Annotated in this window: 12 protein-coding genes and 1 tRNA gene; 3 read left to right on the top strand and 10 right to left on the bottom strand. The window is 70.3% G+C overall.

The window, feature by feature from the left end:
- Window positions 1-112: 112 nt before the first annotated feature.
- The 7 genes from M446_RS26695 to M446_RS26665 all read right to left on the bottom strand — a co-directional run bounded on the left by M446_RS26695 (window position 113) and on the right by M446_RS26665 (window position 7,248).
- Complete coding sequence (locus M446_RS26695; RefSeq protein ID WP_012335223.1) at window positions 113-895, bottom strand: amino acid ABC transporter ATP-binding protein; 783 nt, start codon at window positions 893-895, stop codon at window positions 113-115.
- Window positions 882-1,718: an amino acid ABC transporter permease gene (locus M446_RS26690; protein WP_012335222.1), complete on the bottom strand. Its 837-nt coding sequence runs from the start codon at window positions 1,716-1,718 to the stop codon at window positions 882-884. The genes M446_RS26695 and M446_RS26690 overlap by 14 nt, the downstream gene beginning before the upstream one ends.
- Window positions 1,715-2,461 (bottom strand): amino acid ABC transporter permease, encoded by a 747-nt coding sequence (locus M446_RS26685; RefSeq protein WP_012335221.1) that lies wholly within the window; start codon window positions 2,459-2,461, stop codon window positions 1,715-1,717. The genes M446_RS26690 and M446_RS26685 overlap by 4 nt, the downstream gene beginning before the upstream one ends.
- A gap of 44 nt (window positions 2,462-2,505) precedes the next feature.
- Window positions 2,506-3,333, bottom strand: coding sequence for a transporter substrate-binding domain-containing protein (locus tag M446_RS26680; RefSeq protein WP_150108735.1), 828 nt, complete (start codon window positions 3,331-3,333; stop codon window positions 2,506-2,508).
- Window positions 3,334-3,347: 14 nt separating this feature from the next.
- On the bottom strand, window positions 3,348-4,901 hold the full coding sequence (locus M446_RS26675) for an FAD-dependent oxidoreductase (protein ID WP_012335219.1): 1,554 nt from the start codon (window positions 4,899-4,901) through the stop codon (window positions 3,348-3,350).
- 102 nt (window positions 4,902-5,003) lie between these two features.
- On the bottom strand, window positions 5,004-5,906 hold the full coding sequence (locus M446_RS26670) for a LysR substrate-binding domain-containing protein (RefSeq protein WP_012335218.1): 903 nt from the start codon (window positions 5,904-5,906) through the stop codon (window positions 5,004-5,006).
- Between the two features lie 1,266 nt (window positions 5,907-7,172).
- Window positions 7,173-7,248 (bottom strand) — tRNA-Lys (locus tag M446_RS26665).
- A 101-nt stretch (window positions 7,249-7,349) separates the two neighbouring features.
- Between M446_RS26665 and M446_RS26660 the strand changes: the two genes are divergently transcribed.
- Window positions 7,350-8,435, top strand: coding sequence for a hypothetical protein (locus tag M446_RS26660; RefSeq protein ID WP_012335217.1), 1,086 nt, complete (start codon window positions 7,350-7,352; stop codon window positions 8,433-8,435).
- Between the two features lie 150 nt (window positions 8,436-8,585).
- Here the strand turns inward: M446_RS26660 and tgt are convergent, their stop codons facing one another.
- Window positions 8,586-9,722 carry a tRNA guanosine(34) transglycosylase Tgt gene (tgt, locus tag M446_RS26655; RefSeq protein ID WP_012335216.1) on the bottom strand — a complete coding sequence of 379 codons (1,137 nt, stop codon included), beginning with the start codon at window positions 9,720-9,722 and terminating at the stop codon, window positions 8,586-8,588.
- A complete protein-coding gene (gene queA, locus M446_RS26650; protein ID WP_012335215.1) occupies window positions 9,719-10,807 on the bottom strand; it encodes a tRNA preQ1(34) S-adenosylmethionine ribosyltransferase-isomerase QueA in 1,089 nt (362 codons plus the stop codon). The genes tgt and queA overlap by 4 nt, the downstream gene beginning before the upstream one ends.
- A gap of 100 nt (window positions 10,808-10,907) precedes the next feature.
- On the opposite strand from queA, the gene M446_RS26645 reads away from it, so the two are divergent.
- Both M446_RS26645 and M446_RS26640 read left to right on the top strand, forming a co-directional pair.
- Window positions 10,908-11,108, top strand: coding sequence for a hypothetical protein (locus M446_RS26645; RefSeq protein ID WP_012335214.1), 201 nt, complete (start codon window positions 10,908-10,910; stop codon window positions 11,106-11,108).
- 163 nt (window positions 11,109-11,271) lie between these two features.
- Window positions 11,272-12,159 (top strand): cation diffusion facilitator family transporter, encoded by an 888-nt coding sequence (locus M446_RS26640; RefSeq protein ID WP_012335213.1) that lies wholly within the window; start codon window positions 11,272-11,274, stop codon window positions 12,157-12,159.
- A gap of 36 nt (window positions 12,160-12,195) precedes the next feature.
- Here the strand turns inward: M446_RS26640 and M446_RS26635 are convergent, their stop codons facing one another.
- A complete protein-coding gene (locus tag M446_RS26635; RefSeq protein WP_150108734.1) occupies window positions 12,196-13,638 on the bottom strand; it encodes a PAS domain-containing methyl-accepting chemotaxis protein in 1,443 nt (480 codons plus the stop codon).
- Between the last annotated feature and the right edge of the window lie 435 nt (window positions 13,639-14,073).

Raw genomic sequence — 14,073 nt, 5'->3', positions numbered from 1 at the left:
GATCTCCGGCGTGACGCTTGCGGAAGCCCGACCGTCCCGCGCGGAACGGACGCCGCCCCGGATCATCGATCCCATCGCGCGTCGCGACGAACGCTTACCTCATCGCGCATCCTTAGAGGATCTGACTCAGGAACTGTCGTGTCCGCGGATCCTTGGCGTTCCTGAAGATCTGGTCGGGCGGCCCGTCCTCGACGATGACGCCGCCGTCCGTGAAGTAGACGTGGTTGGCGACCTCGCGCGCGAAGCCCATCTCGTGCGTCACCAGGATGCAAGTCATGCCCTCGGCGGCCAGTTCCCTGATGGTGAAGAGGACTTCCTTGACGGTCTCCGGATCGAGCGCCGCCGTGACCTCGTCGAAGAGCATGACTTCGGGCCGCATCGCGAGACTTCTGGCGATGGCCACCCGCTGCTGCTGCCCGCCCGACAGCTGCCCCGGATAAGCATCCTCCTTGCCGGTGAGGCGCACCTTGGCGATCAGGCGCCTCGCCCGCTCCTCCACCTGCGCCCGCGGCTCCCGCAACACCTTGATAGGCGCCATCATGACGTTCTCCAGCACCGTCTTGTGCGGGAAGAGGTTGTACTGCTGGAAGACGATCCCGACCTTCCGGCGCAGGGCGAGCTTGTCGAGCTTCGGGTCGTTGACCTCCTGCCCGTCCACGGTGATCGAGCCGCCCTGGATGGCGCTGAGGCCGTTGATGCAGCGGATCAGCGTCGACTTGCCGGAGCCCGAGGGTCCGATGATGCACACGACCTCGCCCCTGCCGACGTCGAGGCTGATGCCCTTCAGCACCTCGAAGGCGCCATAGGATTTGCGGACGTTGCGGAGCGAGACGAGGGCGCGGCGGCCCTCGCCGGTCGCGGCGCCCTCGGCGGTGGATTGATCAGCCAACAGCATATCGGCGCTCCAGCACGCGCGTCCACACCGCGATCGGGTAGATGTAGACGAAGAACAGACACAGCAAGAACAGGTAGAACGGAAGCAGAAGCTCCGGGCGGGCGCCTGCCGCCTCCATGCTCGCCTGGGCGTTCGCGACCGCCTCGTGCACGCTGAAGATCGACGCCATCGGCGTCGACAATGTCAGCATGGCGTACCAGTTCATCCAGGGCGGGATGCAGCGGCGGACGCATTGCGGCAGGATGATGTAGCGCAGGGTCTGCGCGCGGGTGAAGGCCAGCCCCTCGGCCGATTCCCACTGCCCCGACGGGATCGACCGCACCGCGCCGCGCAGGATCTCGCTGATATTGCCCATGACCGGCAGCGCGAAGGCCAGGGTGGCCTTGCTCCAGTCCGGAACGGGGACCAGCCATCCGCCCGGCAGCCGGACCTCGACGGGCATGAAGTAGGTCACCAGGAACAGGATCACCAGCCATGGCGAGTTGCGCAGGAGGTGCGTGACGAAACGGGCCGGCAGCCGGACGGCCGCCCTCGTGCTGATCTGCATGAGGCCGAGGCCGATCCCAAGGATCGTCGCGATCGCCATAGCGAGGAAGCTCATGGCGAGGTTGAGCGCGAAGCCCCGCAGGATGAACGGAGCGTAGGTGATGAGCGCAGTCAGCGCCGTGGAGGGGGTCCCGAGGGCGGAGGAGCGCACGACCGCCGCGGCGAGCGCGACCACGAGCGCCAGCAGCACCACGGCGACGTGCCACGCCCGGAACCCCCTCAGGACCTGACCGTCCCTCAGGCGCGCGATGCTGAGCTGGAAGGCCGGCTGCCTCATTGTCCGTATCCCGGGAGCACGAGCCGGCGTTCGACTGCATGCAGGCCGGCCGCCAGCAGCGTCACGACGACGATGTAGAACCCGAACAGGACCAGCATCATCTCCGACGTGTTCAGGTTGTCGGACCAGACCTGGTTCAGCACGTAGGTCATCTCCGGAACCGTGATGATGTAGGCGAGCGACGTCGTCTTCGCCAAGCTCACCAGGTTATTGGTAAGGGCGGGCAGGCTGATGCGGAACGCGAGGGGCAGAGTGACGTAGATGTAGGTCTGGAACCGCGAGAAGCAGAGGCTCTCGGCGGCCTCTAGGGTCGAGTCGGGCACGGCCTCAATGCCCGCCCGGAAGATCTCGACGTTAAACGCACCGCCGAAGATGCCGAGCGCGATCACCGCCCAGGCCAAGGAGGAGATCAGAGGCTGCGAGTAGCCGCCCATGTCGATCTCGGGCGTGAAGGCGCCGAGACCGAGATAGAAGAACAGGAGCTGGATCATCGGCGGCGTGTTGCGAAACGCCTGGATGTAGGCGTCCACGCCCCAGCGCAGCGTCCGCGATCGGGCGCCCTGGGCCCAGGCTCCGAGCACGCCGATCACCAGGGACAAGGCCAGCGACCAGGCGATCAGCCACAGGGTCGTCGAGGCGCCCGCGATGAACCGGCCGTACTCGTAGGGATCGTAGAAGATGTTGAAGTTCCACCCGGTACGATCGTAGAGGCTTCGAAAGAATGGCCCTATGAGATCCAGCATGCCGACACCTCAGCGCTCGAACCGCAACCCGCGAGCGACCATTCTCACTTGAGGTAGGATGTGTCCCAGTGCAGCTTCTGATGCTGCTGCGCGAACCAGTCGGACATCGTCACGCCCCACTTCTTTCCGAGCTCGATCAGCTTGCCGTCGGCCTGCCAGCGATAGGCCATGCCGGCCATGAACGCGCCCCAGGCCTTGTCGCGCTCGTCGAGGGGGACCGCGGCAGCCCAGGGATTGTTGTAGAGCACGGGGACCGGCATCTCGTAGCCTTCCCATTCCGGCAGGGCGAGATCGGCCATGATGCTGACGTCGTCGTAGAGCCACGCGACGCACTTTCCGGCCCGCAGCCCCTCCTTGCCCTCCGTGTTCCCCGCAAAGGCAATCAGGTTGGCGTGCAGCTCGGTCTGCACTTGCTTGTTGTAGTAGTTGCCCTGCTTGCCACAGACCGGCTTGTTGGCGATGTCCTTCCAGTCTTTGATCGCGCCCTTCTTGGCGAGGAGCGTCGGTCCGGACGACCAGTAGGCCGGCTCGATCATCCCGATGATCTTGCGCCGGTCGCTGGCGTCGTACATGCCGCCGAGGATGAGGTCGATCTTGCCCTGCTGGAGGTACTGGATCCGGTTGGCCGAGGTGATGATCACCGGCTCGAGCTTGACGCCGAGCGTGTCGGCCACGGACTTGGCAAGTTCGACCTCGATCCCCTGCAGGGTTCCATCTGGCGCCGGGAACGACCACGGCTTGAAGGCGCCCTGCACGCCGACCCGCACCACGCCACGATCGAGGATCTCCTTCAGGCGGCCTTCGGCCGCCCCGGCGGACGAAGCGACCAGCCCCCCGCCGAGCACCGCCGCCACGACTACAATCGTCCTCATCGGTCCGCCCATCGTCATGTCCTGGCCTCCACCCGATCAACCGACAATCTATCAGTCTCTCGCCGCGCGAACCTGATATTCTGGTGCCGCATGAAGCTGTCGACCTGCGTCGCGACATCGCCCGGCGACCATCCCAGCAGATCGGAGACGGTCTCCGCCGCCACCTCGACGGTGCGCCGGTCGAGGTGGCGGCCCCACGCGAGTCCCGTGCGCGTGTAGAGGATGCCCATAAGGTCGCGGGCGTGCTCTGCGCCGACGGCATGGCGCATGCGGGCCGCGTCGCCCGCGGCGGGATCCGGTCTCGATGCGGGGAGAGGCGGCACCGGCGGCAATCTGGACGGCGCGAGCACGCGGCCGACCGCCTTCCGCAAGTCGCGGCCGGCGCTCAGGTGGGACATCACCGGCCCCGCGGTCATCGCGAAGATCCCGGGCAGGCCGCGATCCGCGAGGTCGTGGATCTCGCGCACCCGGCGCCCCATCGGCTGGCGGGCGTCGTATCCGAGTGGCCGTACGCCGGCCCAGGTGAAGACGACGTCGGATCGCCGCAGCCGGAGACCGGGAAGGAGGAAGTTGGCCTCCTCGATCAGGAAGGCAACGTCCTCGTCCGTGGCCACGGCGTCCGCGGCGTCGCCCCCGTAGGGCGTCTCGGTCGGTCCGAAGCAGAACAGGTCGCCTCCGAGGGGGAGGCAGTAGAACGGATGTCCCCCGCGATGCAGGCAGGCGATGCCGTGGCCCGCGTAGCGCGGCGGCAGCCGAACGACGATGTGCGCACCCTTGGTGCCCGTCACGAGCGGTACGCGCGGCTCCGGCGCGATCCCGGCGATGATCTCGTCGGACCACGTCCCGGCAAGGTTGAGCACGACGGGGGCCTCGACCATCTCGACACTGCCCTGGCCCGACAGGCGCAATGACCAGCCACCCTCCGCCGTGCGCCCGGCGATCGTAGCACGGGTGAACAGGCGCAGCTCCGCCCCGCCGCGCTCCGCCTCCAGGGCGGCATCGACGCAGAGCCGGTCCGGGGAGTCGATGATGTACTCGCGGTAGGTGGCGACGGAGCGCAGGCGATCGCGATCCCTCAGGTCGCACACGAAGGGCACGTGCCGGTCGAAGTCCCCCGCGACGCGCCGGTAGTCGAGGACCGGCCGGGCCGGGCCGAGGCGCCTGAGCAGGCCGAAGCCGAGGTCGAGATGCCACCCTTTGACGGCGTCGCCGCCGTAGACGGGGAAGCACATCGTGAAGGGCTTGCAGATCTCCGGTCTCAGGGCGCTGAGTTCGGCGCGCGCCTGCATCGCCGCCCGCGCCATGCCGGCCGCGCTGGCCAGGCGCCTGGGCGAGGACAGGAAGCTGCGCAGGGGCCGCGACGTTTCGAAGTAGCGCAACCCGCAGTGGAGGATCCGAGACGAGCGGCTCGACGCGCCGTGGGCGAGGTCGAACATCTCGGCGAGCAGGACCTTGTACCCGGCCGCGGTGAGTTCGCGCGCCGCGCTCGTGCCGTTGATGCCGCCACCGATGATGACGACATCGTAGCGGCGATCGCCCTGTGCTTCTCGCCGTGAGGGAATACCCACTGCCCTACCTCTAAATCAGCGACTTGATGGAGTGAACACCGGAATTCGGAATGCGCAAAATTGATTGTTCGCGGAGCGTTATGCGCGTTCCGCATAATAGGCTCAGTCCGGGAAGCGCGCCATCAGGCGGTCGCGTTCCGAGGCCATCAGGTCCAGCAGGGCGTCGGCGGCCGGGTTGGCCGGGCGCGATTCGGGACGCAGGAGCGCGACGTTGAAGGGAATGGTGGGCACGAAGCGCAGGAGCCGCAGGCGCTCGTCGCGTTGCATGAGCGCGGTGTAGGGATCCACGAGGCCGATGCCGACGCCCTGCTTGACGAGTTCGTAGACGACCATCGACAGCGGGGCCTCGTAGCGGGCCTCCAGCGGCACGCCGCTCGTCCGGAATGCCTGGGGCAGCAACTGCCCCATCGCGGTGAACGACGAACCGACGATGAACGGCTCTCCACGGAGATCCGACGGCCCGACCTGGTCCCGCTCGGCGAGGGGATGATCGCGCGGGACGGCGAGAAGGTAGGGGCGGTCGCTGAAGATCTCCGTCCGGAAGCCGGACCGCTTGACCGGCATCTCCGCGACGCCGAAATCAATCTGCTGCGAGGCTGCCCACTCCTCAACCTGGACCGAGGGCTGGACGTTGAGCAGCACCCGGGTCCGCGGCCAGTCCCGCGCGAAGGTCGCGACCGTCGCCGGGATGAAGTTGAGCCCGAGCGCCGGCAGCACGGCGGCCGAGACGCGGCTGCTCTCGCCCTCGGCGGCCCGCGAGGCGAAGGTCTTGAGCGATTCGAGCGAGACGTAGGCCCGCTCGACCTCGTCGAGGAGGAGTTGGGCCGTGGAGGTCGGGACGACCAGCCCGCGCCGGCGCTCGAACAGTTTGGCGCCGAGTTCCGCCTCCAGCTTGTCGAGCAGGCGGCTCACCGCGGGCTGGCTCCGCCCGAGAACCTCGGCGGCCGCGCTCACCGTTCCGGTCAGCATGACGGCGCGAAACGCCGCTAGGTAAAGGAGTTTCATGGATGGCGGCCCGCAGACTTGTCCGATGTCCGAGACACTGCGATCTGGCGCCCTCCGCTGCAGCGCACCACGCCGGTGACCGTGCTGGACGCCATCGGATCGTTCCTCATAGAGGAGTGTCGCGGACGCGAATGCGCTGAAGTTCGCGCGCCATCAGCCTTAACACACCCCCCGTGCCACCTTGGTTGCGGAGCCGGCCCCGGATCGTCAACGCCCTTGCCCTTGAGCCGAGTAGCGGAACGGACCGACCCTCTGGTGGGTTCGAGGGCCCGCCCCGCGCCGGGCCCGTCGAGGAGATCACGTCCGTGCAGATCAGCGGCAGATCCGCGCGCTGCGATGCCTCCCGGGCAGGAAGATCTCGGAGAACGAGACCCTGTGTGGGGAGGTCGAGCGGGTGATCGCTCCTCCAGGGCGACCTTGCGCGTGACCGGAGGGCGGCCGGCGAGCGCCGCAGCGGGGGCGCTCGGTCTTGGCGCCCACACCTCGCCAACTTCCGGCGGACCGTGGCGCGGGTCGAAGCCACGCCGGGCACGGGCGCCCTGCCGCCGATTGGGGCCGCGGACAATCCCGATGTGCAGCGGACGAGCTGACAGCATTGCACCTCGTGCCGGCCCGCGACCAGCGGGACCCGGCGTGCCACGCGACCTCGGCGACATCCACTGCTTCTGGTGATGCGGCACGGCGTAGGCGGCCGGCACGGTCATGGCGGCGCAGCCGGTGGCGAACACAAAGGGCACGTCGCGCCGCCGAGACGCACGAGCCGTTTTCGCAGGCACGGGAGGTGCGCGTGAACGGACCGGAGACGGTCGAATCATTTGACCTGCTGAAGCCTCTTGGAGCGGCGTCGCTCACGTCCGACGCCGATCGTCCGCGAAGGGGTCGGCCACCAGAGGGATGGAAGCTTCAGAGACGTCCGATTTGTGGGGCCGAGCGGCCATTCCGGCAGCCCTGATCGAAGGTCTGGAAGTGGCGCATCTCTGCCGTTCAGCGGGCAACGGCTATGTCACTCCGAATTGGTCGCAGCAGGTGCCACGCTCCTCGGAGTCCCTCTGCTCAGTTGGGAGGTGCCCCGCATGATGGCGTTATCCACCGAGCTGCACCGCCACGTGTAAAGCTTCTTCCCCGCAAGCTTGACGCGAGTGCAACGTCGGCAGGCGCTTGCCACCCCGCGGCACACGGGCGGTTCACGGTTACCCGTGCAGATACCCGGATTAACAAATGGACCCTCGTGGGGGGCCAAAATCCCGCGTAAGTATTTGATATTTTTGGTGAGCGCGCTGGGACTCGAACCCAGGACCTACAGATTAAAAGTCCGTTGCTCTACCAGCTGAGCTACGCGCTCGCTTCCGCGCGGGCCCGGCGCGGGGAGCCCGGTGATCCGTGAGCGGAGCAGGCGCCGATGTAGGGGGTTGACGCCGCCGGGTCAACCGCCGAACGAGGGGCGTGACCCGCCCCGCGCCCCCGAGCGATCCCCGTCCCGACCCCGCGCCGCCCGCCGCCTGGCGCCGCTTCCTCGGCCTCACCCTGGGCACGGCCGCCGCCGCCGGCGCGGCGGCGTTCGTGTTCATCGCCGCGATGGACCCCTACGGCCTGCGCGCCGCGCCCGGGCGCCGGCCGGGGCCGGTCATGGACCTCAACCAGCGCTTCATGTACCCGCAGATCGTGCGCGGCGGTGCCTTCGACGCCGCCGTGTTCGGCACCTCGACGGCGCGGCTCCTCGACCCCCAGGCGCTCGGGCGCGCCTTCCCGGGGCGCTTCGCCAACCTCGCCATGAACGCCGCGACGCCGTGGGAGCAGATGCAGCTCGCCCGCTTCTTCCTCGGCCGGGTGCGGGCGCGGGCGGTGATCCTCGGGCTCGACGCGAGCTGGTGCGACCCCGCGGCGGACGAGAAGCGGCTCACCTTCCGCCCCTTCCCGCCCTGGCTCTACGGCGAGGATGCGCCGTGGCGCGGCCTCCTCGCGCAGTGGAACCTCCAGAGCCTGGAGATCGCCGGCCGGGTGCTCCTGCACCGCCTCGGGCGGATGCGCGAGCGGATCCGCGGCGACGGCTACGAGGTGTTCACGCCGCCGGAAGCCACCTACGACGCGGCCCGCGCCGCCGCGCACATCCGCGCCATGGCCGCCGCCCAGCTGCCAACCGCCCCGCAACCTGCTGGTCCTGGCCGGACCTTCCCGGCCCTCGTCTGGCTCGACGGGTTCCTCGCCGCGGCCCCCTCCGACGCGCTCAAGGTGGCGGCCTTCATGCCGGCCCACGTCGCCGTCCAGCCGCGGCCGGGCTCGCCGGAGGCCGCGCAGGAGGCCGCCTGCAAGGAGGAGGTCGCGGCGATCGGCCGGCGCCACGGCGCCACGGTCGTGGATTTCCGCATCCCCTCCCCGGTCACGGCCCGGGACGCGAATTACTGGGACGCCCTGCATTACCGGCTGCCCATCGCCGAGCGGGTGCTCGACGGGCTGCGGCGGGCCGTCGCCACGGGCGCGGACGATCCCGAGGGCGTCTACCGGGTGCTCGCCCGCCCGCCCCAGGGCTGACCGGCGCGCCGCCTCCCTCATCCGACATCCGGTCGATGGCTTCGCCATCTCCCCTTTCGGCCATGCGGATGTCGGCTTCGCTCAGGCGCCGCGCTCAGGCGCCGCGCAGGCGCGTGATCCGGGATCCGCTTCGATCAAGCGGATCCCGGATCAGCCGCCCGCCCGGTCGCGCTCGGCGCGCGCCCAGCCCTCGCGGGTCTCGCCGACGAAATCGTCGAGCCGCCCTGCCGCGATGGCCCGGCGCAGGCCCGCCATCAGGTCCTGGTAGTAGGACAGGTTGTTCCAGGTGAGCAGCATCATGCCGAGGATCTCGCCCGCCCGCACGAGGTGGTGGAGATAGGCCTTGCTGTAGAGGTGGGCGGCCGGGCAGGCGGAATCCGGGTCGAGGGGCGCGGCGTCCTCGGCGAAGCGGGCGTTGCGCAGGTTCATGCGGCCGTGCCGGGTGTAGACCATGCCGTGCCGGCCGGCGCGGGTCGGCATCACGCAGTCGAACATGTCGATCCCGCGGCGCACCGCCTCCACGATGTCGTCGGGCGTGCCCACCCCCATCAGGTAGCGGGGCTTGGCCGCCGGCAGGTGGGGCTCCACCGCCTCGATCATCGCCAGCATGGTGCTCTGCGGCTCCCCCACCGCCAGGCCCCCGATGGCGTAGCCCTTGAGGTCGAGGCCGACCAGGGCCCGCGCGCTCTCGACGCGCAGGGCCGGGACGTCCCCGCCCTGCACGATGCCGAACAGGGCCCGCCCCGGCTGCTCGCCGAAGGCGATGCGGCAGCGCTCGGCCCAGCGCAGCGACAGGCGCATGGCGCGCTCGATCGCCGCCGGCTCGGCCGGGAGCCGCACGCACTCGTCGAGCTGCATCTGGATGTCGGAGCCGAGCAGGCCCTGGATCGCGATCGAGCGCTCGGGGGTCAGCACGTGGGCGCTGCCGTCGAGATGCGACTGGAACGTCACCCCGGTCTCGTCGAGCCTGCGCAGGCCCGACAGGGACATGACCTGGAAGCCGCCGGAATCGGTGAGGATCGGGTAGGGCCACTGCATGAAGGCGTGGAGCCCGCCGAGCCGCGCCACCCGCTCGGCGCCGGGGCGCAGCATCAGGTGGTAGGTGTTGCCGAGCACGACGTCGGCGCCGAGCGCCTTCACCTGCTCGGGATACATCGCCTTGACGGTGCCGGCCGTGCCCACCGGCATGAAGGCCGGGGTGCGGATGACGCCGCGCGGCATGCGGATCTCGCCGGTGCGGGCGGCGCCGTCGGTCGCCGCGACGGTGAAGCGGAAGCTGTCGGTCATCGGCCCTCGGCCCGGAACAGGAGGCTCGCGTCCCCGTAGGAGTAGAAGCGGTAACCCTGCGCGACGGCGTGCGCGTAGGCCGCCCGCATCGTCTCGAGCCCCGCGAAGGCGCTCACCAGCATGAACAGGGTCGAGCGCGGCAGGTGGAAATTCGTCATCAGGACGTCCACCGCCCGGAAGCGGTAGCCCGGCGTGATGAAGATGTCGGTCGCCCCCGCGAAGGGCCGGATCGTACCGTCGGGCTCGGCGGCGGATTCGAGGAGGCGCAGCGAGGTGGTGCCGACCGCCACGATCCGCCCGCCCTCGGCGCGCGCCCGGTTGAGCCGCGCCGCCGTGCCGGGCGTGATCTCGCCGGTCTCGGCGTGCATGCGGTGGGCCTCGGTGTCCTGCGCCTTCACGGGCAGGAAGGTGCCGGCCCCGACATGCAGCGTGAGGCGGGCCTCGCCGATCCCGGCCGCGCCGAGCCGCGCCAGGAGGTCGGGCGTGAAGTGCAGGCCCGCGGTCGGCGCCGCCACGGCCCCGGGCTCGCGGGCGTAGACGGTCTGGTAATCGGCGGCGTCGCGGGCATCCGCCGGGCGCCGGCCGGCGATGTAGGGCGGCAGGGGCAGTTCCCCGAGCCGCGCCACCGCCTCGTCCAGGAAGGCGCCCGCGAGATCGAAGGCCAGGGTGATCTCGCCCTCCTCCCCGCGCGCCGCCACCGTCGCGTCGAGGTGGCCGAGGTCGCAGGCGCTCCCGTCCCGGCCGCTGCCGAAGCGGATGCGGTCGCCCTCGCGCAGGCGCTTGCCCGGCCGGGCGAAGGCGCGCCAGCAATCCGGCCCCTCGCGCCGGTGCAGCATCGCCTCGACGCGGACGCTCGACCCGTCCGGACGGGCGCGCAGGCCGCGCAGGCGGGCCGGGATCACCCTGGTGTCGTTGAAGACGAGGCAGTCGCCCGGCCGCAGCAGGGCGGGCAGGTCGCGCACCCGGGCCTCGGCCAGGGGGTGGCCCGGCGCGACGCGCAGCAGGCGGGCCGCGTCCCGGGGCTCGACCGGGCGCAGCGCGATCAGCGCCTCCGGCAGGTCGAAATCGAACAGATCCACGCGCATGGGGGCCAACAGCACGGATCGGCCCTGCGGATCAATGCCCGGTGGCGCGGCCGGCGCGCCCGCGCCATCTAGAGGCAGCCGCGAAGGAGGGATCCTGGCGATGTCGAACCATCCGACGCTCGATGCGGAGCTGGTGACCTGGTGGGAATGCGAGGCCGAGCGCCTGGAGGCGCTCGCCACCTCGGCCCATTTCGGCTTCCTGCGCCGCCACTACGCCCGCAAGGCGGCCGCCGCGCGGGCGCGCGCGCAGGTGAGCCGCGTGCGGGAGGAGGCGCGCCGGGGCGCCCCGGCCGTCTCCTGAGCCTCGTCGCCGCCGGCGCCACCGGCGCGGCGGCGATCATCCCGCCCCGCTTCCGGCGGGGGCTTAGCCCCGGCTAAGACATGTGCCGTGGCCTTCCCGGGGGAGCGCCGCTTATGAGGCCGGCGCCCCGCCCGGCCGGGGCGTCGCCGATGGAATTCGTGAGATGGAACGCGCGCAGGCCGCGGCCCTGGTGAGCACGGGGCTCGGGATCGTCGTGCTCGCCCTGAAGTTCGGCGCGTGGTGGCTCACGGGCAGCCTCGCGCTCTACTCGGACGCGCTCGAGAGCATCGTCAACGTCGTGGCGGCCGCCACCGCCTTCGTCGCCCTGCGCGTGGCCGCCCAGCCGGCCGACCAGGAACACCCCTACGGCCACCACAAGGCCGAGTACTTCTCGGCGGTGATCGAGGGGGCGCTGATCGTGGTCGCGGCGATCATGATCCTGAAGGACGCCTACGAGGCCTATCTCGCCCCGAAGGCGATCGACCTGCCCCTGCTCGGACTGGCCGTGAACGGCGCGGCGACCGTCGTCAACGCCGCCTGGGCCTGGATGCTGCTGCGCCGCGGCCGGGCGTGGCGCTCGCCGGCCCTGGTCGCGGACGGCCGCCACGTGATGTCCGACGTCGTGACCTCGGTCGGCGTGCTCGCGGGCGTCGGCCTCACCACCGCGACCGGCTGGCTCCTCCTCGACCCGGCCATCGCCGCGCTGGTCGCGCTCAACATCCTGTGGTCGGGCTGGGGGATGGTGCGGGACTCGGTCAACGGCCTGATGGACCAGGCGGCCGCCCCCGAGATGCTGGAGCAGATCCGCGGCCTGATCTCCGAGCACGGGGCGGGCGCCCTCGAGGCGCACGACGTGCGCACGCGCCACGCCGGCCAGGCGACCTTCATCGATTTCCACCTCGTCGTGCCGGGCGAGATGACGGTGGCGGAGTCGCACGCGATCTGCGACCGCCTGGAGGAGGCGATCGAGGCCGCGCTGCCCGGCGCCGTGGTGTCGATCCACGTCGAGCCGGGCGACCACGCCAAGCAGCGCGGCGTCCCGGTGCTGTAGCGGCGCACCGCCGTCCGCGCGGGCCGCGCCGGCGCCTCAGCGCGCCAGCACGCGGGCGGCGTCCTTGGTGGTCTCCACCGCCTGCGAGACGCTCTCCACCGCCTGCGAGATCGCCACGATGTTCTGCGCGAAGGCGCTCACCGCGCCTGCCGCGTCCTGCATGCTGGCGGACATGTCCCGGGTCACCGCGCTCTGCTCCTCCACGGCCGCGGCCGTGCGCACGACGTGGTCGCGCATGGTGCCGACCGAGCCCTGGATCTCCTGGAGCGCGTCGACCACCTGCTTGGACACCGACTGGATGTTGCCGATCTCGCCGGCGATCTGATCGGTGGCGCGGGAGGCTTGGTGGGCGAGGTTCTTCACCTCCTGGGCCACGACCGCGAAGCCGCGGCCGGCCTCGCCGGCGCGGGCGGACTCGATCGTCGCGTTGAGCGCCAGCAGGTTGATCTGGCTGGCGATGCTCTGGATCATGCCGACGATGCCGTTCATCGCCGCCGCCGTCGCGGTGAGCGTCTGGGTCAGCTCGCCGGCCTGCTCGGTCTGGTGGTGGGCCGCGTCGCTGGCGCCGCGGGCCCGGCTCATGCTGGCGGCGATCTCCTGGATCGACTGCGCCAGCTCGTCGGCGGCGGCGGCCACGGATTGGACGCTGCCGGAGGTCTTGCCGGCCGCCTGCCGGGCTTGGTCCGCCTGCGCGTTCGACTGCCCGACGGCGCGGTCCACCTCGACGAAGTTGCGGTCCATCAGGCGCTTCAGCTCGGTGAGCCGCGTCACCTCCGCCGTGACGTCGCTCGCGAACTTGACGATCTTCGAGACCGCCCCGTGCCGGTCGAGGATCGGGTTGTAGGAGCCCTCGATCCAGACAGGCTGGCCGTTCCGGGCGAGGCGCTTGAACTGCGAGGCCTGGTACTCGCCGCGCCGCAGCCGCTCCCAGAACGCGGCGTAGTCCGGCCCCGCGGCCACCTCCGGCTCGACGAAGATGCGGTGGTGCTTGCCCCGGATCTCCTCCAGCCCGTAGCCCATCAGGGTGAGGAAATTGGTGTTGGCCGTGACGAGGGTGCCGTCCGGCCTGAACTCCGCCACCGCCTGCGAGCGGCCGATCGCGGCGATCTGGCTCGAATAGTCCAGGTTGAGCAGGCGCTCCCGCGCGTCGCTCCACTCCACGACGTAGCCCAGGCGCCGGCCCTCCCGGCGCACCGGCGAGACCAGCAGGTCGAAGACGCGCGTGCCGACCCGGATCGTGGCCGCGTGCGGTTCCTCCAGGGCGGCGAGCATGCGCCGCTGATGCGACGGATCCTTGTGGAAGATGTCGATCGTGCTGCCGATCAGCGCCGCCGCATCGAAGCGCGGCAGTTCGGCCTTGATGTCGGCCTCGGCGGCCCGCATGAAATCCCGCAGCGCCGGGTTCATGTAGGTGATCCGCATGTCCGCGTCGGCGATCATGACGTTGGTCCGCAGCGCCGCGAGGGCCGCACTCTCCATCCGGTTCCGGCTGGGCCTCCGGGCGTGTGTCCACATTCCAAGACACTCCTCACCATATGCTCGGCATGACGCGAATAAAATCCTGCACCGCCCCGATGCTGCGGATTTCGATCGCCGTGCAGAGAGATTATTGCAGCCACCTGTGAAGATTCCGCTAATTCCCGTCGATTCCGAAATCGTGATCCTGTCGTGGATCCGATGCGGATCGGCGTGAGGCGATGCTGGTTGTTTTCACAATACAGGCAGTCGCGACATCATGTCGGAAGGTGTGTTCCGGTTTGACGGATCCGTCCGGGGCGGGGCGGCCGCAATCCGGCGATAAGACGAAATTCCCTTGGGGAATGCGGCGAGCGGCTCCGGCGACGGGCCGGGCTGCCCGGCGGATCCCGGCTCGGCGGGATCGTGCCGATTGCCCGGGATGCCGATGCATCGGGC

It is taken from the genome of Methylobacterium sp. 4-46, from assembly GCF_000019365.1.
GTDB lineage: Bacteria > Pseudomonadota > Alphaproteobacteria > Rhizobiales > Beijerinckiaceae > Methylobacterium.
The sequence above is the reverse complement of the archived record's forward strand: the minus strand, read 5'-3'. Positions and strand labels throughout refer to the sequence as shown.